At 66.0% G+C, this 23,260-nt stretch carries 20 protein-coding genes and 1 pseudogene; 6 read left to right on the top strand and 15 right to left on the bottom strand.

The genetic code is table 11. The features are described from left to right. The first annotated feature begins 24 nt into the window (after positions 1-24). Entirely contained in the window at positions 25-708 is a 684-nt protein-coding gene (locus F6X53_RS00820; RefSeq protein ID WP_150996220.1) for a metallophosphoesterase family protein, read from the top strand. Positions 709-986: 278 nt separating this feature from the next. After that, positions 987-2,159, top strand: coding sequence for a glycoside hydrolase family 191 protein (locus F6X53_RS00815; RefSeq protein ID WP_150996218.1), 1,173 nt, complete (start codon positions 987-989; stop codon positions 2,157-2,159). Between the two features lie 51 nt (positions 2,160-2,210). Here the strand turns inward: F6X53_RS00815 and F6X53_RS00810 are convergent, their stop codons facing one another. Then, positions 2,211-2,777 carry a sugar O-acetyltransferase gene (locus tag F6X53_RS00810; protein WP_150996216.1) on the bottom strand — a complete coding sequence of 189 codons (567 nt, stop codon included), beginning with the start codon at positions 2,775-2,777 and terminating at the stop codon, positions 2,211-2,213. 215 nt (positions 2,778-2,992) lie between these two features. Between F6X53_RS00810 and F6X53_RS00805 the strand changes: the two are divergent. Continuing rightward, positions 2,993-4,462: pseudogene (locus tag F6X53_RS00805) on the top strand (short-chain fatty acid transporter). 260 nt (positions 4,463-4,722) lie between these two features. Continuing rightward, entirely contained in the window at positions 4,723-6,612 is a 1,890-nt protein-coding gene (locus tag F6X53_RS00800; RefSeq protein ID WP_191970646.1) for a putative bifunctional diguanylate cyclase/phosphodiesterase, read from the top strand. A gap of 9 nt (positions 6,613-6,621) precedes the next feature. Here the strand turns inward: F6X53_RS00800 and F6X53_RS00795 are convergent, their stop codons facing one another. From F6X53_RS00795 to F6X53_RS00745, 11 genes are all read right to left on the bottom strand, one after another. After that, positions 6,622-7,005, bottom strand: a complete 384-nt coding sequence (locus F6X53_RS00795) for a DUF423 domain-containing protein (protein ID WP_150996212.1) — start codon at positions 7,003-7,005, stop codon at positions 6,622-6,624. Further along, complete coding sequence (gene yihA, locus F6X53_RS00790; protein ID WP_150996210.1) at positions 7,002-7,655, bottom strand: ribosome biogenesis GTP-binding protein YihA/YsxC; 654 nt, start codon at positions 7,653-7,655, stop codon at positions 7,002-7,004. The genes F6X53_RS00795 and yihA overlap by 4 nt, the downstream gene beginning before the upstream one ends. Before the next feature lie 66 nt (positions 7,656-7,721). Next, positions 7,722-9,563, bottom strand: coding sequence for a membrane protein insertase YidC (gene yidC, locus F6X53_RS00785; protein WP_150996208.1), 1,842 nt, complete (start codon positions 9,561-9,563; stop codon positions 7,722-7,724). Further along, on the bottom strand, positions 9,553-10,185 hold the full coding sequence (rnpA, locus tag F6X53_RS00780; RefSeq protein ID WP_425324675.1) for a ribonuclease P protein component: 633 nt from the start codon (positions 10,183-10,185) through the stop codon (positions 9,553-9,555). The genes yidC and rnpA overlap by 11 nt, the downstream gene beginning before the upstream one ends. Before the next feature lie 5 nt (positions 10,186-10,190). Continuing rightward, positions 10,191-10,325: a 50S ribosomal protein L34 gene (rpmH, locus tag F6X53_RS00775; RefSeq protein WP_012253788.1), complete on the bottom strand. Its 135-nt coding sequence runs from the start codon at positions 10,323-10,325 to the stop codon at positions 10,191-10,193. A gap of 182 nt (positions 10,326-10,507) precedes the next feature. Beyond that, complete coding sequence (locus tag F6X53_RS00770; RefSeq protein ID WP_150996204.1) at positions 10,508-11,053, bottom strand: adenine phosphoribosyltransferase; 546 nt, start codon at positions 11,051-11,053, stop codon at positions 10,508-10,510. A gap of 252 nt (positions 11,054-11,305) precedes the next feature. Next, entirely contained in the window at positions 11,306-12,100 is a 795-nt protein-coding gene (locus F6X53_RS00765) for an inositol monophosphatase family protein (protein ID WP_150996202.1), read from the bottom strand. Positions 12,101-12,292: 192 nt separating this feature from the next. Next, entirely contained in the window at positions 12,293-13,507 is a 1,215-nt protein-coding gene (locus F6X53_RS00760; protein WP_150996200.1) for an NADP-dependent isocitrate dehydrogenase, read from the bottom strand. 278 nt (positions 13,508-13,785) lie between these two features. Continuing rightward, positions 13,786-15,144, bottom strand: coding sequence for a TadE/TadG family type IV pilus assembly protein (locus F6X53_RS00755; protein ID WP_210386364.1), 1,359 nt, complete (start codon positions 15,142-15,144; stop codon positions 13,786-13,788). Positions 15,145-15,208: 64 nt separating this feature from the next. Next, complete coding sequence (locus tag F6X53_RS00750) at positions 15,209-15,934, bottom strand: TadE/TadG family type IV pilus assembly protein (protein WP_238298684.1); 726 nt, start codon at positions 15,932-15,934, stop codon at positions 15,209-15,211. A 2-nt stretch (positions 15,935-15,936) separates the two neighbouring features. Further along, positions 15,937-16,551 carry a TadE/TadG family type IV pilus assembly protein gene (locus tag F6X53_RS00745; RefSeq protein WP_150996194.1) on the bottom strand — a complete coding sequence of 205 codons (615 nt, stop codon included), beginning with the start codon at positions 16,549-16,551 and terminating at the stop codon, positions 15,937-15,939. 272 nt (positions 16,552-16,823) lie between these two features. Between F6X53_RS00745 and F6X53_RS00740 the strand changes: the two genes are divergently transcribed. Further along, positions 16,824-17,582 (top strand): RNA methyltransferase, encoded by a 759-nt coding sequence (locus tag F6X53_RS00740; RefSeq protein WP_150996192.1) that lies wholly within the window; start codon positions 16,824-16,826, stop codon positions 17,580-17,582. A 70-nt stretch (positions 17,583-17,652) separates the two neighbouring features. Further along, on the top strand, positions 17,653-19,998 hold the full coding sequence (locus F6X53_RS00735) for a putative bifunctional diguanylate cyclase/phosphodiesterase (protein ID WP_150996191.1): 2,346 nt from the start codon (positions 17,653-17,655) through the stop codon (positions 19,996-19,998). A 13-nt stretch (positions 19,999-20,011) separates the two neighbouring features. On the opposite strand, the gene F6X53_RS00730 is transcribed toward F6X53_RS00735, so the two are convergent. The 3 genes from F6X53_RS00730 to F6X53_RS00720 all read right to left on the bottom strand — a co-directional run bounded on the left by F6X53_RS00730 (position 20,012) and on the right by F6X53_RS00720 (position 23,093). Then, a complete protein-coding gene (locus F6X53_RS00730; RefSeq protein ID WP_425324673.1) occupies positions 20,012-21,301 on the bottom strand; it encodes an O-acetylhomoserine aminocarboxypropyltransferase/cysteine synthase family protein in 1,290 nt (429 codons plus the stop codon). Between the two features lie 37 nt (positions 21,302-21,338). Continuing rightward, a complete protein-coding gene (locus F6X53_RS00725) occupies positions 21,339-21,725 on the bottom strand; it encodes a response regulator (protein ID WP_150996188.1) in 387 nt (128 codons plus the stop codon). Between the two features lie 129 nt (positions 21,726-21,854). Next, complete coding sequence (locus tag F6X53_RS00720) at positions 21,855-23,093, bottom strand: sensor histidine kinase (RefSeq protein ID WP_238298400.1); 1,239 nt, start codon at positions 23,091-23,093, stop codon at positions 21,855-21,857. Between the last annotated feature and the right edge of the window lie 167 nt (positions 23,094-23,260).

The following is a 23,260-nucleotide window of genomic DNA, read 5'->3' as shown; positions in this document are numbered from 1 at the left end:
GCGGGCGCGGACAGTGCGGGCGCGATGAACCACGACCTCACCTACGCGATCGGCGATATCCACGGCTGCTCCGATCTTCTCGATAGCCTGCTGGAGCGCATCGAGGTCCACAGCGCCGGGCGCCCGCACCATCTCGTCTTCCTCGGCGACTATATCGACCGCGGGCCCGACAGTGCCGGCGTGCTGCGGACCGTGCGCCGCCTTCACTGGAACGACCCCGAGCGCATCACCTGCCTGATCGGCAATCACGAATCGATGCTGCTCGCCTCCCTGCAGGTGCCGGGGGCGGCCGACCTCTGGCTGCGCAACGGCGGCGGCGCCACGCTCGCCTCCTTCGGCCTCGACGCGATCGAGGATGTGCCGGGCGACGTGCTCGACTGGATCGAGGCCCTGCCGAGCGTGCATGCCGACGCACAGCGCTGGTACGTCCATGCGGGCTTCCGCCCCGGCTGCACCCCGCCCGACCCGGACCTGCGCAACCGCCTCTGGATCCGCGAGCCCTTCCTGTCAGAGGCCTGCGATTTCGGGCGCCACGTCGTCCACGGCCACACGCCGCAGCTCTCCGGCCAGCCGGACCTGCATCCCCACCGCACCAATCTCGACACCGGCGCCGTCTATGGCGGCGCGCTGACGGCCGGCGTGTTCACCGGCGCGCAGGGACCGGCCGTGGCCTATCTCAGCGTGCCGGCGCGGCGCTACGCGGCCTGATTCGGCTGCGCAGCGGCACGAGAGCCCGCCCTCAAGGCCATCAATCGGCCGGCTGGAGCGCGATTTTTCGAGCCTGCGGAGGTCTGAGGTGATGCGCGGACAGGTCCCCGCAAAACGCTCTGCGTAAACATTGATTTCCGTTTGTCGAAGTCTGTATTGAGCGGATCAGACCAAGCGTATTGATTAGTACATAACTATAGATATTACGAGCTGCCACTTTTTCGCCTCATTCTATAATTGTAAACAAATATATTAACAATGATTAAGGCGAGGATTATATGCCGAAGACTGGCTTGTACCTGCTGCAGGGTATTTCCCCCGACACAGTCGCGACATCGCCGTTCGACGTGCGGGTGATCGACCCCTACGACGACAACGGCACGCCCTGGTCCGGGCAGCAGGTGGTGCAGATGGGCGGCGGCAGCGCCGATCCGCACCTGCTGCTCGGCTATTTCAGCATCGGCGAGGCGGAGGTCTACCGCGACTATTACAGCACGATCCCGAAGGACGTGCTCGGCCCGGAGGACCCGCAATGGCAGGGCAATTACGAGGTCGCGTTCTGGTCGAGCAGCTGGAAGGACATCGCCACCCGCTACGTCGATAACCTGATCAAGGCCGGCTACGACGGCGTCTATTTCGACGTGGTCGACGAGTTCCAGACCGATTGGGCGAAGAGCCAGATCGCGGACCCGGCCAAAGCCATGGCGGACCTCGTGAAGGCGCTCGCCGACCATGCCCGCGCCCAGAACCCGGATTTCAAGATCTGGGTGAACGGCGCGGAGGAGCTCCTCGCCAACGACACCTATTTCAAGGCCATCGACGGCATGTTCAAGGAGAACCTGTACTACACGGATTCGGGCGAGAAGCAGCCGGCCGAGGAGACGCAGGCGAGCCTCGAATTCCTGAAGAAGATGGTCGATGCCGGCAAGGACGTGATCGCGATCGAGTATGTCAGCGGGTCCGAGAAGATCGCCGACGTGCATGCCCAGTCCGATCGGGACGGGTTGGGCAGCTACGTCGCCCATCTCAACCTCGACAGCATCGATCTCGACGGCGTCCGCGACGGGCAGGGAAGCGGTCTCGGCACCGTCACGACGCCGCCCCCGGCGCAACCCGCCGGCGAAGGGACCGGGTCGGGCGACGATGCCGCGGGCGGCGCGTCCCCGCCGAAGGTGACCGCGCCCGACAAGGCACCCGACAAGGCGCCCGTCGAGACGCCCGGCCAGACGGACGGCGCGACGGACCCGCATGCCGGGCCGTCCGCGGATCCGGAGACCGGCGGGCGCCACGACGCCTTCCATTTCAGCCAGGACCTGTTCGATCGGGCCGCCCACACCCACCACGCCGACGGCTCGGCGCACGGGAGCGGCCACGGCGCCGCGCACATGGATGCGATGAGCCTCTATCTGCAGCATAGCTGCGGCGCGGATCATCCGGCCTTCGCGGCCTGACGGGCCGGCGCCGGCCCCGGGTTCGGCCCAAACCCGGGCCGCGCCCCGGTCTCACCCGGCCGCGGCCCCGCGGACCGGGCGAGCCGGGTTCCCCACCACGGTGGCGCCGGGCGCCACGTCCCGCGTGACGACGCTGCCCGCCCCGATGATGGCATCGTCCCCGACGGTGACGCCCGGCATGATCAGGGCGCCGCCGCCGATCCAGACATTGCGGCCGATGCTGATCGGCCGCCCGAATTCCAGCCCGGAGCGGCGGATCGCCGGGTCTCGCGGATGGTCGGCCGTGAGGATCTGCACCATGGGGCCGATCTGCGTGCCCTCGCCGATCGTCACCCGCACCACGTCGAGAATGATGCAGTTGAAGTTCAGGAAGACATTCGCCCCGAGGGCGATGTTGGTCCCGTAATCGCAGAAGAAGGGCGGGCGGATCACCGCGTCAGATCCGACCTCGGCCAGGCGCTCGATCAGGAGCTGGCGCCGCTCCGCGGGGGCTAGCGCGAGCGAGGCGTTGTAGCGCACGAGCCAGGCTTTCGTCGCCTCGGCATCCGCCTGAATCTCAGGGTCGCCCGCGTGGTAGAGCTCGCCCGCCAGCATCTTCTCTTTCTCGGATCGCGCCATCGGCTCTCTGTCTCCCGTGATGGCCGAACGGCATGGCATGTTGGCGCCGATCACCCAACCCGCTTCGTCGCGAGAACCGGTGCCGGCAGGCCCGAGCCGACATTCCCGGTGATTTCGGCTGCCTGCGCGCGGCGGAGCGGCTTGAGCCCGGGCCGGCAGCGCGCAAGATGCGGATGGGCGCGGCACGACCGCGCCTGGCCCGAGGGAAAGCGCCCATGCCGACGAAGCCGATCGAGCCCATTCGACCCGCCGGGGCGCCCCCGGCGCACACGGCGCTGACCGAGGGCAGGCTGGCGCGCCTCGGCATCCGGTTCACCGCCTGGGCCGAGCGCTGGTTCCCGGACGCCCTCATCTTCGTCGCCATCGCGGTTGTGATCGTGGCGCTCGGCGCCTTCGCGAACGGGGCGCCGGCGCCCGCAATCGCCAAGAGCTTCGGCGACGGCTTCTGGAGCCTGATCCCCTTCACGATGCAGATGGCCTTCGTGACGATCGGCGGCTACGTGGTGGCGACCTCGCCCCCGGTCCAGGCCCTGATCGACCGCATGGCCGAGGTCCCGAGGAGCGGCCGGGCCGCCGTCGGCTTCGTGGCGGCCGCCACCATGATCTCGTCCTTCCTGAGCTGGGGCTTGAGCCTGATCTTCGGCGGCCTGCTCGCGCGGGCGCTGGCCCGCCGCACCGACCTGCGGATGGATTACCGGGCCGCGGGTGCGGCCGCTTATCTCGGCCTCGGCGCCACCTGGGCGCTCGGTCTCAGCTCGTCGGCCGCGCAGCTGCAGGCGAACCCCGCGAGCCTGCCGAAGAACCTCCTGGCCATCACGGGGGTGATCCCGTTCAGCGAGACGATCTTCCTCTGGCAATCGATGCTCGTCGCCCTGATCCTGTTCGTGATCTCGGTGGTGATCGCCTACGCGTCGGCGCCGGGCTCCGCCGCCGCCGTCACGGCGGAGGATCTCGGCATCGACGTCGCCCGCGAGAGCGAGGCGATCGACCGCCCGAAGCAGCCCGGCGAGTGGCTGGAACATTCGCCGATCCTGACGATCCTGCTCGTGCTGCTGGCGTCGGGCTGGGTGGTTCAGGAATTCGCGCGCCAATCGTGGATCACCGCGATCTCGAACCTCAACACCTACAACCTCCTGTTCCTCACCCTCGGGCTGCTGCTGCACTGGCGCCCCAAGCGCTTCCTCGTGGCGGTGGGACGGGCGGTCCCGGCCACCGCCGGGATCCTGATCTAATACCCGCTCTACGCCGCGATCAGCTCCATGCTGACGAATGCCAGGAACGGCGCCGGCACCTCGGCCTCGGACGTGATCACGCATGCCTTCGTGAGCCTCAACACGACGGGCAGCTTCCCGCTATCGATGGGCGTCTACTCGGCCGTGCTCGGCTTCTTCGTGCCCTCGGGCGGGGGCAAGTGGCTGCTGGAGGCGCCCTACGTGATGCAGGCGGCCAACGAGCTGAAGGTGCATCTCGGATGGGCCGTGATGGTCTACAACGCCGCCGAGGCTCTGCCGAACCTGATCAACCCGTTCTGGATGCTGCCGCTCGTCGGCATCCTCGGCCTCAAGGCGCGCGACATCGTCGGCTTCAGCTTCCTGCAGCTCCTCGTCCACCTGCCGGTGGTGCTGTTCCTGCTCTGGGCGCTCGCCTTCACCCTGACCTATCACCCGCCCGTGGTCCCGGGCTGAGAGCCGCGCGGTTTCGCCCCGGCGGCGCCAGCTGCTGGGACGAGTCCGGTCTTGCTGCGCGCTGCAAGCAACAACACAACTCACGATCGTAAATTCGTAAGAATTCGAGCGAGTTTTCGGATTTACGGCTTGTTCTTGTTTGGCATGGCACATGTGGCTGTGGAATGCCCGAAATCTAGATCCCGGACCGTGCGACGGTGCTCACGCTCAAAACCTTTCTGAAGCCGTTCACGGTCCCTCCGGATGCTCCGGAGATGCACGTGGCGCAGATCCATGCCCTCGCCAAGCAGGCGCCGCTGTTCTACGGCGTGCTCTGGATCAACGTCGCGATCCTGGTCTACGACCATCTCGACCACTGCCCGCCCTGGCTCACCTACCTGCCGCTCCTGCTGTTCACGATCGGCTGCACGACGCGCGGCCTGCATTACCACCGCCTCTCCCGTTGCGCGCTTACCGGCGAGGTCGCCTACCGCCAGTTGCAGACCCTGAACCGGGCCGTCTTCGCGATGTTCATGGCGATGACCGGCTGGAGCATCGTCCTGACCCATTACGGCAATGCGGGAACGCAGATGCACGTGATGTTCTTCATGACCTTCACGATGCTGGCCTCGATCTTCGGCCTGATGCATGTCCGGTCGGCGGCCCTCTGCTGCGCCACCGCGATCCCGGTCTGGGGCCTCTACTTCCTCAGCATCGGAAACACGACGCAGCAGCTGATCGCCGGCAGCTTCCTGGTGTTCTCGAGCGCGGCGACCTACCTGATTTACGTCTACCACGAGGTCTTCTTCTCCCTCGTGAAGCAACATGCCGAGCTGCATCGGCTCGGCAGCGAGAACCTGCGGCTCGCCAATAGCGACCTGCTGACGAACCTGCCGAACCGGCGCAGCTTCTTCACCCATCTCGATTCGGCTCTGGCCGAGAGCGAGGGCAGGGCCCTCCACGTGGCCCTGATCGATCTCGACGGGTTCAAGCCGGTCAACGACACCTACGGGCATCCGGCCGGCGACGCGGTGCTGTGCGAGATCGGCCGCCGGCTCGGCAGCCTGGCGGGACCGCATTGCCTCGTCAGCCGCCTCGGCGGCGACGAGTTCGGCATCGTGCTCACCGGCCTCGACGCGGAGGACGGCGTGGCGGAGTTCGGCCGCGCGGTCTGCGCGGCGGTGGCGAGGCCGATCGTCCTGGCCCACGGGGTGGTCCAGGTCGGGTGCTGCGTCGGGCTCGCGGGCCTCGGCGAGTCCGGACGCAACTGGGCGCGCCTCATTGAGCACGCGGATTACGCGCTCTACCACGCCAAGGCGCAGTTCCGCGGCAGCGCCGTGGTCTTCTCGCGGGAACTCGAGCGGCGGCGCGACTGGCGCGACCGGGTCCAGCAGGCCCTGCACCAGGCCGATTTCGAGCGCGAGATGCGCGTCGTGCTGCAGCCTCTGGTCGATGCGGAGGCCGGCCGGATCGTCGGATTCGAGGCGCTCGCCCGGTGGACCAGCCCGAGCCTCGGCGGGGTGGGGCCCGGGGATTTCATCCCCGTGGCCGAGGGCATCGGCATCGTCTGCCGCATGACCGAGATCCTTCTGGTCAAGGCGCTCGCGGCCGCCGCGCATTGGCCGCCCGGCATCGGCCTATCCTTCAACCTGTCGAGCCAGGACATCGCGCATCCGCAGATCGCCGCACGCATCGCCGTCCTCATCCGCGCGAGCGGCGTGAGCCCGGCGCGGATCACCTTCGAGGTGACGGAAACGAGCCTGATCCAGGATTTCGTGAAGGCGAAGCAGACCCTGGACGCCCTGAAGGCGCTCGGCTGCACCATCGCCCTCGACGATTTCGGCACGGGCTTCTCCAGCCTGAGCTACGTCCACCGGCTCCCGATCGACCGGCTCAAGATCGACCGTTCCTTCATCAGCGAGGTCACCGAGAACGACACCTGCCGCGACGTCGTCCGGACCGTGATCAATCTCTGCCGCACCCTGAAGCTCGGCTGCGTGGTCGAGGGCGTGGAGACCGCCGAGCAGGTCAGCGTGCTGACAAATCTCGGCTGCGAGATGATGCAGGGCTTCTATTTCCACCCGCCGATGGAGGCGGAGGCGGTCGACGCCCTGCTCGCCCGGACGGACCGGATCGACGCCTTGCTGGCGGCCCCGGCGCGCGCAGCCTGAGATCCGACCTCAGGCCCGCGCGGGCACGAGCGCGGCGATGCCGACAAGCAGCCAGCCGGCCATCAGCAGGACGCCTCCGGTCGGCGCGGCCATGGGGAAAAGCGGCGTCTGGGCGAGCGCCCGCAGCGCGAGATCGCCGCAGAACAGCGCGAGGCCGAGGGCGAGCGCGAAGGCGGCGATCCGGGTCAGGCGCAAGGGCGCGAGACCGCTGCCCGCCAGGAGCGCGAGGCCGATCAGGGCCGGCGCGTGGAACAGCAGGAACTGCGCCGCAATGGTCAGGGATGGCGCGTCGACGCGGTGGGCCGCCGCCGCGCTCGCCGCGACGCCCAGCAGACCGGCGAGGCCCGCGACGGCGAGCAGGATCCGCTCAGGCCCTGCGAGGACCGGCCTCAACCGCCGTGCTCGGCAAGGAGCCGCGCCACCGCGGCGCGCAGTTCCGGAACGCCGCGATCGTCGCGGCTCGAGGTCAGCAGCACCTCCGGGTAAGCGGCCGGCCGCTTGGCCAGCGCCGCCTCGACGCCGCGGATGCGGGCGTCCATCTCGGATTTCTTCAGGGCATCGGCCTTGGTGAGGACGATCTGGTAGCTCACCGCAGCCTTGTCCAAGCCGTCGAGGACGTCGGTGTCGATCGCCTTCAGGCCATGGCGCGAATCGATCAGCATGAACACGCGCGCGAGATTCGCCCGACCCTTCAGGTAGGCGTGGATCAGCTCGGTCCAGGCCGCCACCTTGGCCTTCTCCACCGCCGCGAAGCCGTAGCCCGGCATGTCGACGAGGGTCAGGCGTCCCCCGATGTCGAAGAAGTTCAACTGTTGCGTGCGCCCCGGCGTGTGCGAGGTCCGCGCCAGCGTGTTGCGGCCGGTCAGCGCGTTGACGAGGCTCGACTTGCCGACATTCGAGCGTCCCGCGAACGCGATCTCCACCCCCTTCATCGGCGGCAGGCTGCCGAGCGAGGGGGCGGCCGAGAGGAAGTCCGCGTTGCCGGCGAAGAGCAGGCGGCCGCTCTCGATCAGGGCCGGGTCGATTTCCGTCGAATCGTGCATGATTTCTTCCAGGGCCGGGCGCGGTGTCCCGGCCCCCAACGCGCCGCCGAACGGGTCAGCGCCTCATCAGCTCTTGACTGTTGCTTTGTCGGACGAGCCCTTCCGGAACGTACCCCGCAAGTTATCCCACAACTCGACCTTCACGCCGTTCCGGCGCATGATCACGTATTGCTGAATCACCGAGAGCGTATTGTTCCAGGCCCAGTAGATCACCAGCCCGGCGGGGAAAGAGCCCAGCATGAAGGTGAACACGATCGGCATGAAGGTGAAGATCTGCGCCTGAACCGGATCCGGCGGGGCGGGATTCATCTTCATCTGCACGAACATGGTCACGCCCATGATCAGCGGCCAGATGCCGAGATGGATGAAATCCGGGGCCGCGAAGGGCAGAAGACCGAACAAATTCAGGATGCTCGTCGGATCGGGCGCAGCGAGATCCTGGATCCAGCCGAAGAACGGCGCGTGCCGCATCTCAATCGTGATGAACAGCACCTTGTAGAGCGCGAAGAAGACCGGGATCTGAATCAGCACCGGCCAGCAACCGGCCACCGGGTTGATCTTCTCCTTCTTGTAGAGCTCCATCATCGCTTGCTGCTGTTTCATCTTGTCGTCAGCATAGCGCGTACGGATCGACTGCATCTCCGGCTGTACGGCCTTCATCTTGGCCATGGAGACGTAGGAGCGATTGGCGATCGGCAGGAAGAAGATCTTCAGGATCAGCGTCACCACCAGGATCGAGACACCAAAATTGCCGATCAGGTGGTAGAAGAAATCCAGCGCCCGGAACATCGGCTTGGTGATGAAGTGGAACCAACCCCAATCGATCATGAGATCGAACTGCTTGATCCCAAGCTCCCGCTCGTAGGCGTTGATGGTGTTGACTTCCTTGGCGCCCGCGAACAGGCGCTGGGTCATGCCGACACTGGCGCCCGGCTCGACGTTACGCGCATCCGCCCGCACGCTTGCCTGGAAAACCTTGGTGGTCCCATCGGTGCGCTCGGTGAAGGCACCCGTATAAGGAGCCGATTGGTCGGGGATCGCGGCCGCGGCCCAATACTTGTCGGTGATGCCGACGAAGCCGCCGGTGACGTTCGACCAGGCCTTGCCCTTCGTGGCGGGACCACCGTAGGCGGGCTCCTTGGCGAGGTGATCGTAGGTGTATTCCTGCAGGCCGTCGCCGCCAAGCACACCGATCATGCCCTCGTGCAACACGTAGTAACCCTGCGTGTGCGGCTTACCCCAGCGAGACACGAGACTGTAGGGATAGAGCGTGACGGCACCCGAACTCTTGTTCTCGACTTCGTCCCGCACCGTGAACATGAACTTGTCGTCGACCGCGAGGATGCGGCGGAAGAGGAGACCTGCGTTGTTGTCCCAGGTCAACGTCACCGGCTTGCCGGGCGAGAGGGTCTCGCCATCCGCCGTCCAGAGCGTGTCGTTGGTGGGCAGGGGGCCGGAATTCTGACCGACCCAGCCGAACTCGGCGTAGTAGGGCGTCTCAGTCCCGGCCGGCGAGAACAGCACGATCCGCGGGCTCTTGTCGTCGACGGTCTCGTGGTAGTTCTTCAAGGAAACGTCGTCGATGCGGCCGCCCTTTAGCGCGACCGAGCCGGAAATGGCCGGGGTCTCGATGCGGATGCGCGGCGAACGTGCGAGCGCCGCCTCGCGGGAGATCGGCGCGCCGGACGGAAGAGTGCCGGCGGCGGGGGCGGCCGGGCCGCCTTCCTTCGGACTCGGCGAGGGCACCCCGTCCGGGGTCACGCCCGGGCTCTGGTTCGCGGCCTGATTCTGCACGGCCGCCTGCCGTTGCTGCTCCACGCGGGGGGCCGCGATGAAGTAATTCCAGCCGAGCAGGACCACGAGCGACAGCGCAATCGCCACGATCATGTTGGTCTTGTCATTGCCCATCACTGGATCCGTCGCACGCGTGTCTGTCGGAAGGGGCAACGCGGGCATGCCCCGCATCCACCGCAAGGATTCTGGTTGCCGCCGTGGCCGCGTCTCCACGGCCCGCCGCACGCCCCGTAGGTGTAGGCTCCGCGCTCCCGGCGCCAGGGCTGCCGCGTGCGGCGTTTGCGGCGAATTTCGCGGCGGGCTTCGGGCCTCGCGGCCGCGTCACCGTGGAGAACACACGGCGCAGGTCGTCCTTCAAGGTCTCGAAGGACGCGCTCAGGGCAGGGCGCCGCGCGATCAGCACGATGTCGGCCGCGATCATCGGCGCATCCTCAGCGACGGCATCGACGGCCTCGCGGAGGCGGCGTCGGATGCGGTTTCGCTCGGTGGCATGGCCAACCCGCTTCGTGATCGTGAAGCCGAGATGCAGCCCCTCGGCGGGGACACCGTCGCGCAATTCGCCCGCATCGCGCAGGCGGCCTTGCGCCGTCATGCGCTCGGTGTGAAAGCGGCGCCCATCGGCCGCCGCCAGGAAATCGGATCGCCGCTTCAGCCGTTCGATCGTCGACACTGCTGGTTCGATCCTGCGGCCCCTCTGACAAGGCGCCGTTCGCGCCGCCTCACGACGGCGCGCCACCAAGCTTACGCCGAAAGGCGCTTGCGGCCATGGGCGCGGCGAGCCGCGATGACCTTGCGGCCGCCGGCAGTCGCCATGCGGGCGCGGAAACCGTGCCGGCGCTTGCGCACGAGCTTGCTGGGTTGGTAGGTTCTCTTCATGGCTCAAGGCCTCCAAAGGTCGAGGCGCGATCGCGGGCGGCAAAATCCGCGCCGGACCTTCGCGTCCTGAGATTGTCTGCAAGCGCGAAGGGCGCCCGAAACGGGGCGCCACGTCGCGACGAGCCGGCTTATGGCGGAAGGGTCTGGCGGAGTCAACGTTTTGTCCACCGCCGACGCGCGCCTTAATGCCCGTCGAATTCCATCAGGGTCCGGACCGGGACGTCGAGATCGCGCAGCCGTTGCGCACCGCCGATCTCCGGGAGATCGATGACGAAGCAGGCCGCCACGACCTCGGCACCGATCCGGCGCAGCAGGTTGACGGCCGCCATCGCAGTCCCGCCGGTCGCGATCAGGTCATCGACCAGAAGCACGCGGTCCCCCGGCCTGATCGCGTCGACATGGATCTCGATCTCGTCGGTGCCGTATTCCAGCGCGTAGGCGATCGAGACCGTCTTGTGCGGCAGCTTGCCCTTCTTGCGGATCGGCACGAAGCCCGAGGACAATTGATGCGCCACGGCCCCGCCGAGAATGAAGCCTCGCGCCTCGATGCCTGCGACCTGGTCGATTCGTCCGCCGGCATAGGGATGCACAAGCGCGTCGACGGCGCGCCGGAAGGCGCGCGGATCACTCAGCAAGGTGGTGATGTCGCGAAAGATGATGCCGGGCTTGGGATAGTCAGGAATCGAGCGAATCGATTCCTTCAGCGCGGCATGGCGACGGACGTCCATGCGGAGTGCCTTCTGAGACGAGAGCAGGGCGGGTTTAAGCAGAAGCCGGGGCGACTGACCAGCTTCGTGCCCCTTCCGGCTCCTGACCTCGGATTCTGACCCGCGCCGCCTGCACCATTGACCCTCAGCCATGCGAGCCCGTGAAGGCGGAGTTCACGGATCACCGTGGCCGTCCTCGTTCGCTGACGTCCCGCAACCCACGGACGAACCCGACGGCATCCAGGATGGTGAGGCGCCGCGCAACAATGCCGGTCAGGCGTTGCACTTGCGCAGGATGCCGACAAGCTCACGGTGCAGGACCTCGTTGCCGCAAGCCACCGAGCGGGTTGCGAGGGCCTCGGAGGCACCGTCCGCCGATGAGACGAAGCCGCCGGCTTCCCGCACCAGGATGATGCCCGCGGCCATATCCCAGGTCTGGAGGTCGCGCTCCCAGTAGAGGTCGAGCCGGCCGCAGGCGACGTAGGCCAGGTCCAGGGCCGCCGAGCCGAGGCGGCGGGTGCCGCCGGATACCGCCATCACGGCGGCGACCTCCCGGAGGAGGCGCGGGTGGTTGCCGCGGCCGAGATAGGGTGTGCCGTAGGCAGCCAGCGCGTCCGCCATGTCGATGCGCCCGGACACGCGCAGCCTGCGGTTGTTGAGATAGGCGCCCTTGCCGCGCTCCGCCACGAACAGTTCATCCTTGATCGGGTCGTAGATCACGCCGGCCACGATCTGGCCGTCGCGCTCAAGTCCGACCGAGATGGCGAAGTGCGGGATGCCGTGGAGGAAGTTGGTCGTCCCATCGAGGGGGTCGACATGCCAGGTATGGCTTTTGTCCTGGCCCTCGATGACGCCGTTCTCCTCTAGCACCAGCCCGTAGCCGGGACGCGCCTTCATCAGCGCGTCGCGCAGAACCTCCTCAGCCTTGCGGTCGGCGGCCGAGACGAAGTTGCCCGGGCCCTTGCGGGAAACCTGGAGGTTCTCGACCTCGCCGAAATCACGCTTCAGACCGCGCGCGGCCTTGCGCACGGCATCGACCATCACGGTCATGAGGGGGGAGGAAATCATCGCTGGTTCGGCTCGTCAGGATCGCGGAATTGCGCTGGGGTTTAACGCAATGTGCGAAAAGATCGACCCCGATCCGACGGCAGGCGGGTATTCGCGAGGCGTCTGCCCGCTGGCGCGCCGTCCCCGAACGATCGGACCCGACCCATCACCGATCGTGACGGGGGCGGCTGCAACGCCGCCCCCTCCGCCTCATCAGCGGGACATCGCAACCTTGAGGTTCTCGTCGACCTTGTCGAGGAAGCCGGTGGTCGAGAGCCATTTCTGATCGGGCCCCACGAGGAGCGCGAGATCCTTGGTCATGAAACCGGACTCGACGGTGTCGACGCAGACCGTCTCGATCGTCGTCGCGAATTTCGCCAGCTCCGCGTTGCCGTCGAGCTTCGCCCGATGGGCGAGGCCGCGGCTCCAGGCGAAGATGGATGCGATCGAGTTCGTCGAGGTCTCCTTGCCCTTCTGATGCTCCCGGTAATGCCGCGTCACGGTGCCGTGGGCAGCCTCGGCTTCGACCGTTTGGCCATCGGGCGTGAGCAACACCGAGGTCATCAGACCGAGCGAGCCGAAGCCCTGTGCCACCGTGTCGGACTGCACGTCGCCGTCGTAGTTCTTGCAGGCCCAGACATAGCCGCCCGACCACTTGAGCGCCGAGGCCACCATGTCATCGATGAGGCGGTGCTCGTAGGTGATGCCGGCGGCATCGAAGCGGGACTTGAACTCATTCTGATAGATTTCCTCGAACAGGTCCTTGAAGCGGCCGTCATAGGCCTTGAGGATCGTGTTCTTGGTGGACAGGTAGACCGGATATTTGCGGTTCAAGCCGTAATTCATCGAGGCGCGCGCGAAGTCGCGGATCGAGTCGTCGAGATTGTACATCGCCTGCGCGACGCCAGCATCCGGGAACTTGAAGACTTCCTTCTCGATGACCGTGCCGTCATCGCCCTCGAACTTGATGGTGAGGCGGCCCTTGCCCGGCACCTTGAAATCCGTGGCCTTGTACTGATCGCCATAGGCGTGACGTCCGACGACGATCGGTTGGGTCCAGCCGGGGACGAGGCGCGGCACGTTCTTGCAGATGATGGGCTCGCGGAAGATCACGCCGCCGAGGATGTTGCGGATGGTGCCGTTGGGCGACTTCCACATCTCCTTGAGGTTGAACTCCTTCACGCGCGCCTCATCGGGCGTGATGGTGGCGCATTTCACGCCGACGCCGTGGCGCTTGATGGCGTTGGCCGCATCGACCGTGACTTGGTCGTTGGTGGCGTCCCGGTGCTCGACGCCCAGGTCGTAATATTCGAGGTCGACGTCGAGATAGGGATGGATCAGCTTGTTCTTGATCTCGGCCCAGATGATCCGGGTCATCTCGTCGCCATCGAGTTCGACGACGGGGTTCGCCACCTTGATCTTCGCCATAATCGTCCGTGCCTTCCTGATCCGAAGCCCTGCGACCGCGCCGACGCAAGGCGAGGGCCGCGCTTGGCGCAGTCCATAGCGCGGTGCCGTGAACGGGGGAAGGTTGCGCCGCGCCCTACAGGTCTAACAAGGAGGGCCGAGTGTCAGGCGGATTGGACGCGCTCAGCAGAATGCCGGCACCGATCGTCCAGCCCGCCAGGAAGCGGTGCTGGGAGCCGAAAAACCTGCGCCAGCGGTTCGGATTGCCGGATCCGATCGGGCGGCCCGGCCAATCCCCGTCACGGTCGCAGCCGGGCCAGCTGGCTGGTGGGGGCGAAGAGCTTCTGCATCCCGGTCGTAATGGCCGGCCCATCTGTTGCTTCAAAATAATACTGCGAGGTCGGCTGGGTCGCGCAAGCCTGCAGGTTAGGCGCGATCATGCTCGCAATCGGGGAGACAAGATTATTGTAATTAGCCTCATAACCCTTGCTTATCATGTTATCCTTATAAATCGGGTTATAAGTGGTGTATAGAACGCCGACATTCGCCTTGGCCTTCAGCGGTGTGCAGATTGCCGGGTCGAGGGCGGTGACGCAATGCCCGGTGTAACAACCCCCAGGAACATCCTGGACGCCATCCGTGATGATGAAGACGTAATTCAAAGCAAGGTCGGCGGTGCTTCCGTCGCCCTGAGGCGCCAATGAATTCGTGAACGCTCCGATCGATGCGGAGAAGTTGGAATCGCCGATCCCGTCTTGAGTGTTGTTCCCCAGTTCCATGACGGAGGCGGCCGCGGCGACTTTCGAGAACGGGGCGTTTTCGGGTGCTGCCAATGTCCGCAGCGCGATTCCGGTCGCCGGGTCCTGTTGCATCGCGTAGAGAGCGAACTTGATGGTGTTCTGACCAGAGGATCCTTGCGAGGCAAGTGCTTGATTGACGATGGTCTGGACCGCACCGGCCGCGGAATTGATTCGAAGTGTGATCTTCGGCAAATAGTTTCGTGCGAGATCTTCGTTCGTATAGGTCTGGCCGGGCGCTTTGACGTGGCAGGCAAAGACACATCCGGGTTCTCCGCCGAATCCATTATTGTATTTGACGACCCGGTCAAACAGAGCTTGCATGTCAGCCGGCGTCGACCCGATCCCCATCGATTGAGAGGTGTCGACGATGATGTGATAATTGATGTAGGTGGTGAGCGTCAATGTCGACGTGGCTTTTCCTGAAAACGGCCACGTACTATAACCGAATAATTTACCGAATGTGCTGGGATATATTGCTGCGTATTTAACTTGTCCGCCGATACCTTGGCCGTTTCTTGTCAGGTCAATGCTCGGAGTCACGGCGAAGAGCCGCGTCACGCTGCCGGCATTGGCCGCGAAGGCCTTTGCAGCCTGAGCTTTACCGGCGGCGATCGCCGCATCCGTCAGCGCGGAGCCGCTCTGAGATCCCGCATTCTGGGTGATGAAGTCGCGCGCGGTCGCAATGGCCGCGATCGCGGCGGCGTCCGCGGCCGTATCGAGGCGACCGCGGAGAATGTTGAAGCGACCGTATTCAAGTCCCGCCCCGACGATTCCGATGGTCGGCAACGCGAAGAGGCCGAAGAGCATGATTACGTTCGCGCCCGTATCCCGCCGGAAGCGATTCAGCCAGTCCATCATGCCCATGCCTGTTTTCCTCGGCGCGCGCTCTTCGCGCGGAACGTTGGTTGGCTCGATCGACGCGTCAGCTTTCGGGGCAAACCGTCGCGACATAGCCCTCACTCGGATCGTAGTTGATTTTCGGGACGTAGCGCGGCGCAAGATAAACGCTGCGGATGATCCACTTGCTGCCGATTATTGATTTACCTATGATTGGCGTATAGTAATATCCGATTTCCACCACGGTCAGAGAGCCAGGGCCGAAAGTGTCGGCAGGCAACGTCGTCCTGATCACGTCGTCGGTATTGGGGACGGGTTTTATCGGCGTAGAGCAAGGACGTTGATTCGCACCATATGACCAGCCGACGAATGCTTGATAGATGCAATTCGTCGTGCAGGAGAGGTCTATTTTGCTAAAAATCACACTGGAAATCGTGACTGCAATATTCGAATACCATTGTGTGCCGCGCGACTTGGCATCAGCCAGAACATCCGGAAAGATGAGCATTGCCGAATCATTTGCGAAGAACAGATCGCTGGTCTTGACCGAGCCCGTCTGATTCCGGCTCACGAGGCTCGCGACGGTTTGGGCAACATTTCCGATCTTCCAGGTGAAGTTCAGGTAGCGCGCCGTCTCGGCCGTGCCGAGCAGGAGAGCAATCAGGATCGGACACACGAATGCGAACTCGATCGCCGATACCGCGCGCCGATCGGCGACCCAGGCGGTTGCGGCTGCCAATGCCACCCTCGTCGCCCGCGGAAGGGATCCGGGCGCGGTCTCGTGACCGTTGTCATTCGCGCGCCGGGACATGGTCAGCACTGAGCCGGCACCTGAGCGGTGGGATCGAATGGCTCGTTGCGGAACACGGCCGAAGCGTTCAGGAAGTGAACCTTGCGGCCGTTGCTCGTCCTGCCGAGCATGATCCAGGCCGGGCTGAAGACCGGCATCGCGTAGACAGCCTGGATGTAGACGTAGGAGTTCGACTGGCCGGGGCAGTACGGCGTCTGCGAGCCGTCGGTCGCCACCCGAACGATGTCGCTCAGATCCGACTTGACGTATGTGTAGAAGCCATTCGGAGCGGTCCCGGGCTGCACGGTCTGGATGCTTAGGATGATTGAGGCGCAGGACATTCCGGCGCCGAGCCTCGGACAGAGAATCTGCGTTCTGAAATCCGCGAGCGTCGGCGCCGTTATGCCGACGGCGCCGATCTGCAGCTGTCGTGCCGCGCTGGCCGTCGCCTGAGCCAGCTGCGATGTCTGATAGAAGTAGCAGCCGGCTTGGATCGTTTCGATGATCGCCACAATCACCAACGGGGCGATGATGGCGAATTCAATCGCGCCCGCGCCGGTCTGCGCCCGCCACACGTGCCGGCGGTATCGATCGGCTCGCGCGAGGTTCGCGCGAAGAATCCTCCGGATCGACAACATCACTGGATTCTCGTCTCACTTGGCACTTATTGTCGTGCAGCGCGTGCCGAGGCGTCATTATCGCCGTCGAACTTCTAAGGATGACTTGTTCACGCGGCTCTGTGCGCGCGAGGACTTGACCGGTTTTGGTGGTTTTCAGCGCATGGCCATACGGAGCCAGAATGCAATAAGAACAAAAATCGATGCCGACCGGGCCTCCGGCTCACGTCCGTCTGGAAATGACAGGCACGCGCGGCGTAAGAGCAGAGCTCTCCAGACACGCACCCATTCCCATGTCGATACGCACCGAACTCCCATCGGGCACCCCGCCCGCCATCATTCTGGTCGAGCCCCAGCTTGCCGAGAACATCGGCATGACGGCACGCGCCATGGCAAATTTCGGCCTGTCGGAATTGCGCCTCGTCAACCCGAAGAACGGCTGGCCGAAGAAGGGCGTCCGGGAGGCCGCCTCCGGCGCAACGCACGTCCTCGACGCGGCCAGGATCTACGCGACCGTTCCGGAAGCGATCGCCGATCTGCACGTGGTTCTCGCCACGACGGCCCGCGAGCGGGGGCAGATGAAGCGCGTCCTGGCACCGGAGGCCGCGATGGTAGAGGTGGCGGCGCGCGAGGGCCAGCGGATCGGCATCATGTTCGGCCGCGAGCGCGTCGGCTTGACGAACGACGAGGTCTCGCTGGCCGACGCCATCGTGACATTTCCGGTCTCCCCCGATTTTCCATCCCTCAACCTCGCGCAAGGGGTGCTGCTGATGGGATATGAGTGGCGCCGGGCGTCCGGACGGGCGGAACTCCCGTTCTCCGGCGCGCTGCTCTCGCTCCCGGCCACGCGCGAGGCCTTGCTCTCGCTCTTCGCGAGTCTGGAAGAAGGGCTCCAGGCTGCCGGGTTCTATCCGCCGGAGAAGCGCGAGATCATCGCTCGCAACATGCGCGACATGCTGCATCGCATGGCGATGACGGAGCAGGATGTCCGCACGCTCCGGGGCGCGTTGCGGGCGTTGAGCCGGCGGGCCAAACCGCCAGCGAGCGATTGATTCATATCGCGTGGGTTGAGTCTGTCGGCATTAACAACCTTCACAGCTTTGGCTGCGAGCATGCCGGCCCATGCAGCCCAATTCACTCAGCACCATCGGCGGCGAGTTCCTGGACCCGCAACGCGAAGCCGCTTTCCAAGCCGAGCGCCTGCCCGAGACGCTTCGCCATGCGCGCCTGCTCTTCGGGCTCGCGGCGATCCTGAACTTTCTGTTTCTGGCAAGCGACTGGCGCTTCCTCGGCGACCCGCATTTCGCCGTGGCGGTGCCGGCGCGCCTCGGCGTCGTCGTGATCTCGCTGATCTGCCTCGGGCTCGCGCCGAGGGCCACGAATTTTCCGGCACTTCAGCGCCTCATCCTGGGGTGGGAGACCGCCGCCGCGATCGGTGTCGCGCTCCTGGTGTCCTCTCGCTCGGACATCGCCCTGTTCGTCGTGCTGATGCTCCCGGCGGTCTTCCTCCTGGTCGCGCCGACGCGCTTCCGTTGGACCGTCGTGGTCGGCGTCGGGACATCCGGCCTGCTTCTCGCGGCCTATGCATTGCCGCCGCCGCTCCCCGCGACCAGCATCGGCCTCGGCCTCGCGGCCGTCATGGCGAACGTGGCACTGCTCCTCGTCGTCGTCCGGTCGAATCGGCTCCGGCGCCTCGAATGGATCGCCATGCAGGCGGAGCGGCGCGCGAACCGGGACCTCCTCGAGAGCCGCCAACTTTTCGAGGCCCTCTTCACGGCGGTCCCGATCCCGGTGGTCGTGTCCGACGCGCAGGATGGCCGCTTCGTCAACATGAACGACGCCGCCCGGTCCTTCTTCGGCATCGGCAGTCCGGGACACCTTACCGCGCTGAGCACGCGGACCTTCATCGATAAGCCCGATCGCAGGCGCGTTCAGGGTGCGCTCGATCGGCACCGGACCGTGCGGGACATCGAGGTCCCTCTGAGAACCATCGACGGGGCCCATCGCGACGTGCTGCTGTCGGCCGATGCCGTCCAGATCGGCCACCGCCCCTGCGTCATCACCAGCCTCGTCGACATCACGGCCCGCAAGGCGGCCGAGGAGACGATCCGGGATGCAGCCCATCACGATGTCCTCACCGGCCTGCCCAACCGTGCCCTGTTCCAGGTGACCCTCGATGCGGCGCTCGCGCGTGCGGAGCGGGAAGCGTCCCAGGTTGGACTCATCCTTCTCGATCTCGATGCGTTCAAGGAGGTGAACGATACCCTCGGTCACGACGCGGGCGACATCCTCCTCAAGGAGGTTGCAATCCGCCTGTCGGGGCTGGTCGAGCCCGGCGATCTCGTGGCGCGGCTCGGCGGCGACGAGTTCGTGCTGATCACGGCCGGGACCCGCGACGGGACGGGCGAGTCTCCCCGCATCGATGCGGTGGCGGCCGCCGTGCTGGATGTTCTCGGGCCGGCCGTCGCCATCGCGGGCCGCAGCGTCTCGCCGCGGGCGAGTCTCGGTCTCGCGCTCTACCCGGATCACGCGCGCAACGCGGCCGATCTCCTCACCAATGCGGATCTCGCGCTCTACGCGGCGAAGGCGGCCGGGCGCAATCAAGCGGCTCTCTTCAAGCCGGCGCTGCGCGCGAGCATCGAGGAGCGCGTCACCGTCGCCCGCGAGATCCGCGCGGGCCTAGCGGAGGGCGGGATCGTCCCGTTCTATCAGCCCAAGGTGCATCTCGGCACCGGCGCCATCGTGGGTTTCGAGGCGCTCGCCCGCTGGCATCACCCGGCGCGGGGCCTGCTCGCGCCCGCCGCCTTCGCGTCCGCCTTCGACGATCCAGAGATCGGCGCGGCTCTGGGTGCGAGCATCGCCCAACAGGTCGCGCGCGACTTGCGCTCCTGGCTGGCGAGCGGACTCGATCCGGGGCGCGTTTTCGTGAATCTCTCGACCGCGCAATTCGCGGACCGGGATCTTGCCGAGAGCTTCCTCGCCATGCTGGCGGCGACCGGCGTGCCGACGGAGCGCCTCGGTGTCGAGGTCACGGAGACGGTCCTCCTCGGGGGACGCGGTGAGCGGGTCTCCGACGTGCTCAAGCGCCTGCACGTGGCCGGAATCCGCGTCGCCCTCGACGATTTCGGAACGGGCTACGCGTCCCTCACCCACCTGAAACGGTTTCCGGTCGACGAGATCAAGGTGGACCGCAGTTTCATCAATGACCTGACGCGCGACGTCAACGATGTGGCGATCGTCACGGCGGTGTTGCAGCTGGGCCGAAGTCTCGGCCTCGACGTCACCGCCGAGGGCGTCGAGACGGTCGAGCAGGCCCGCTTCCTGGAGGCGGGCGGCTGCAGCTTCGCTCAGGGCTATCTCTACGCGAAGCCGACAGCGGCGAGCCGCATTCCCTGGCTCCTCAGCAAGGGACTCGGCGTGTCGCGAACGCCCCGCGCGGTCTTCTCGGACCTCGCCGCGGCGGGCTGAGACCCGTGTCCGCTCATTCGACCTGGGCGAGGGCCTGGTCGATATCCGCGATCAGATCCTCGACATTCTCGAGGCCGATCGAGAGACGCACCGAATTGGGTCCGACGCAGGCCGCCTCCTTGTCGCTGTCGTCGAGCTGGCGGTGCGTGGTCGTCGCCGGATGGATCGCCAGCGATTTGATCTCACCGATATTCACAAGGTGCGAGATCAATTCCAGACTGGTGATGAACTTCAGCGCCGACGCTTCTCCAGCCTTCAGCGCGAACGTGAAGATCGAGCCCGGTCCCTGGGGCACGTAGCGCTCGGCCAGCGCTTGGCCGGGCTGGCCGGGAAGGCCAGGATAGCTGACCCAGGCGACTTTCGGGTGCTCCTTGAGATGCGCCGCCACGACCCGCGCATTGGCGCAATGGCGCTCCATCCGCAGCGGCAAGGTCTCGATGCCCGTGAGCGTCAGGAAGGCGTTCATGGGCGACAGGCCGGGACCGAGATCGCGCAGGCCGAAGAGGCGGCAGGCCACCGCGAAGCTGATATCCGGGAAACGCTCCGTGATCACGAGGCCGTCGTAATCGGGCCAGGGATCCGTGATGAGGTTGTAATGGCCGTGCTTCGTCCATTCGAACGAGCCCGCATCGCAGATGATGCCTCCGATCGTCTGGCCGGACCCGCCGAGGAACTTCGAGGTCGAGTGCACCACGATGTCGGCGCCGTGCTCGATCGGTCGGATCAGGGCCGGGGATGCGAGGGTATTGTCGACGATGAGAGGCAGGCCATGGCGGCGCGCCACCGCCGCGATGCCGTCGAGATCCATGACGGTGGCGCAGGGATTCACGATCGATTCGCAGACGATCGCGCGCGTTTCCGGCGAGATCGCGGCCTCGAAATCCTCCGGCCTCAAGCCCTTGGTGAATTGAGGCTTGATGTCGTAGCGGCCATCGAGGCGGCGCATCAGCCCGAGCGAGCCGCCGAACAGGCGCGAGGAGGCGACGTAGGCATCCCCGCTCTTCATCAGGGTCATCAGGACGAGCAGAACGGCCGACTGCCCCGACGCGACCGCGATCGCCGCCTTGGCACCTTCCAGTGCGGCGACGCGGCGTTCGAGGGCCGCCACGGTCGGGTTCGAACCGCGCGAATAGGAGAAGCCGGTTCGGCGCATCGCGAAGATGTCGGCCGCCTGCTCGGTCGAGTCGAAGACGAATCCGTTCGTGAAATAGATCGGCTGAACCCGCGCGCCCGTCGCGGGGTCGGGCGAGGCCCCGGCATGGATGGCCTGCGTCGCGAAGCGGGGGGAACGGGTCTCGGACATCAGCTCGACTTCGATGCGACGGTGGAAAGCAGGCGGTTCAGGCCGCGCGCCGGACGAACGCGCGCAGGGTTCTGACGAGTGTCTTGGGCTCGTAGGGTTTGGGAATGAAGCGGGCCCCATCCGGCATATCATGCGGACCGGGCGTCCCCATGCCGGATACGACGAGGACCGGGATCGCAGGCCAGCGATCGGCAACGAGCCGGGCCAGGGCGAAGCCGTCCATCGATCCCTGAGGCATGTCGACATCGGTCATCAGCAGGCCGACATCGTCGCGATTTTCCAGGACTTTCAGGGCCTTGTCCGCGTGGGTCGCTTCGACCACCGTGAAGCCCGCATCCGCGAGCGTGTCGGACGCTTCCATCAGGAGAAGGCCGTCATCTTCCACGAGGAGAACGACGGGTTGCTCGGACGGAGTGTCAGTCATCAGGCCTGAGGCGATCCCTTGAACCGGAGTCCGGGGCCTATTCCCCGCGCCGTGCTCCGTCAAGGACCAGGGGGCCCCGGGTCCACCGGCGGGATGCCCACGGGCATGGCGAGGCGAGCGGCGAGAGTTTCAGGCGGCCTCGCCGAGGACCCCTGCCAACGGCGCCTCCAGGGTCAGGACGACGCCTGTGCTCGGGTAGGACAGGCTCACGATCCCGTCGAAGCTGTGAGACAGGCTCCGCTCGATCAGGCGTGTGCCGAACCCGCTCCGCGTTGGAGCCGCGACCAAGGGTCCGCCGACCTCCTCCCAGCGGAAATGCAGGTGCTCTGTCGAGCCGGAGCGGACGATGTTCCAGGCAATCTCGACATGCCCGTCCGGCGTCGAGAGGGCGCCGTACTTGGCCGCGTTCGTCCCCAGTTCGTGCAGCATCAGGCCCAGCGTCAGGCCGGGGCGCGCACCCAGGATGAGGTCCGGACCCTGCACGCGGAAGCGGTCCGGAGCCCCATCGCCGTGGAGCTTGACGGCTCCGGCGACGAGCTTCCTCAGGTCGGTGCTCGACCACGAGCCCTGCATCAGAACGTCGTGTGCCTGCGCCAGAGCGATCAGGCGTGCGCCGAGCGCCTCGCCGGCCGCCTCGAGGGAGACCGCGTTTCGCAGGGTCTGGGTCGCGACCGCCTGAACCATCGCGAGCGTGTTCTTAACCCGGTGGGCCAACTCCTGCATCAGCAGGGTCTGGCGCGCCTCGTTCTGCTTCAATTCGGAAATGTCGCGGGAGACCGCGAGAATCCGTTCCGGCTGTCCGTCATCGCCGTTGACCGGCGTGACCGCGACGTCCCACCACGTCACCGTCCGGGTGCTGGAGCCGATCTCGAGCATGGCCTGGAAGCGGGAGGCCCGCCCGGCGCGGGCCGCCTTGAGCGCTTCGCCTATACGTGCGCGACTCGCCTCGCAGGACCAGAATGCGATCCAGGATTGTCCGACGAGCGCAGTGCAATCCTTGGCACCGAGGACGGAAGGGCCGTTCTCGCTCACCGCGATGAGCCGCCCATCGAGATCCAGGATCTTCACGCAGTCGGTTGTGGTCCAGAGGATGCGGCGATTCAACTCCTCGCTGGCGCGGAGTTGCGTATTCAGATCCTCGACGCGCGTGAGGCGGGCCGCACCCTCGGCGAGACCGCGCTCATAGAGGCAAGCGAGAGACGCGGCTTCCGCTAGCGCGCGCGCATTCTCGGCCGCGAACCGGTCGGCATCCGCCGCAGCCCGACGCTGGGCTTGCGCCAGGAGCGCGCGCAGATGCGCGTTCTCGGCTTCCAATGCCGCCGTATGCCGATCGACCATCAAGGTTTCGGGATAGGTGCTCGTATACACCGCCACGCTCCCCATGAGCGCCGATCCCGGCCGCCAAACACGATCTCGCGGACGCAGCCCGACGCGTGAACGTCCCGACATTCGCGGCGCGGCGGCTTTGATGCCGGGGTTCGACGGGAAACCGGCGGATGATTCCGCTTCTTGCCCCACCGCCTGCTCGACGCCTC

It is taken from the genome of Methylobacterium soli (genome assembly GCF_008806385.1).
Classification (GTDB): domain Bacteria; phylum Pseudomonadota; class Alphaproteobacteria; order Rhizobiales; family Beijerinckiaceae; genus Methylobacterium; species Methylobacterium soli.
The sequence above is the reverse complement of the archived record's forward strand: the minus strand, read 5'-3'. Positions and strand labels throughout refer to the sequence as shown.

What these genes read in the sequence shown, in the direction of transcription:
- F6X53_RS00820 (WP_150996220.1), top strand. Translation starts at nt 25, where the DNA reads ATGAACCACGACCTCACCTACGCGATCGGCGATATCCACGGCTGCTCC.
- F6X53_RS00815 (WP_150996218.1), top strand. Translation starts at nt 987, where the DNA reads ATGCCGAAGACTGGCTTGTACCTGCTGCAGGGTATTTCCCCCGACACA.
- F6X53_RS00810 (WP_150996216.1), bottom strand. Translation starts at nt 2,777, where the DNA reads ATGGCGCGATCCGAGAAAGAGAAGATGCTGGCGGGCGAGCTCTACCAC.
- yihA (WP_150996210.1), bottom strand. Translation starts at nt 7,655, where the DNA reads ATGCACGATTCGACGGAAATCGACCCGGCCCTGATCGAGAGCGGCCGC.
- yidC (WP_150996208.1), bottom strand. Translation starts at nt 9,563, where the DNA reads ATGGGCAATGACAAGACCAACATGATCGTGGCGATTGCGCTGTCGCTC.
- rpmH (WP_012253788.1), bottom strand. Translation starts at nt 10,325, where the DNA reads ATGAAGAGAACCTACCAACCCAGCAAGCTCGTGCGCAAGCGCCGGCAC.
- F6X53_RS00770 (WP_150996204.1), bottom strand. Translation starts at nt 11,053, where the DNA reads ATGGACGTCCGTCGCCATGCCGCGCTGAAGGAATCGATTCGCTCGATT.
- F6X53_RS00765 (WP_150996202.1), bottom strand. Translation starts at nt 12,100, where the DNA reads ATGATTTCCTCCCCCCTCATGACCGTGATGGTCGATGCCGTGCGCAAG.
- F6X53_RS00760 (WP_150996200.1), bottom strand. Translation starts at nt 13,507, where the DNA reads ATGGCGAAGATCAAGGTGGCGAACCCCGTCGTCGAACTCGATGGCGAC.
- F6X53_RS00755 (WP_210386364.1), bottom strand. Translation starts at nt 15,144, where the DNA reads ATGATGGACTGGCTGAATCGCTTCCGGCGGGATACGGGCGCGAACGTA.
- F6X53_RS00750 (WP_238298684.1), bottom strand. Translation starts at nt 15,934, where the DNA reads ATGTCCCGGCGCGCGAATGACAACGGTCACGAGACCGCGCCCGGATCC.
- F6X53_RS00745 (WP_150996194.1), bottom strand. Translation starts at nt 16,551, where the DNA reads ATGTTGTCGATCCGGAGGATTCTTCGCGCGAACCTCGCGCGAGCCGAT.
- F6X53_RS00740 (WP_150996192.1), top strand. Translation starts at nt 16,824, where the DNA reads ATGTCGATACGCACCGAACTCCCATCGGGCACCCCGCCCGCCATCATT.
- F6X53_RS00735 (WP_150996191.1), top strand. Translation starts at nt 17,653, where the DNA reads ATGCAGCCCAATTCACTCAGCACCATCGGCGGCGAGTTCCTGGACCCG.
- F6X53_RS00730 (WP_425324673.1), bottom strand. Translation starts at nt 21,301, where the DNA reads ATGTCCGAGACCCGTTCCCCCCGCTTCGCGACGCAGGCCATCCATGCC.
- F6X53_RS00725 (WP_150996188.1), bottom strand. Translation starts at nt 21,725, where the DNA reads ATGACTGACACTCCGTCCGAGCAACCCGTCGTTCTCCTCGTGGAAGAT.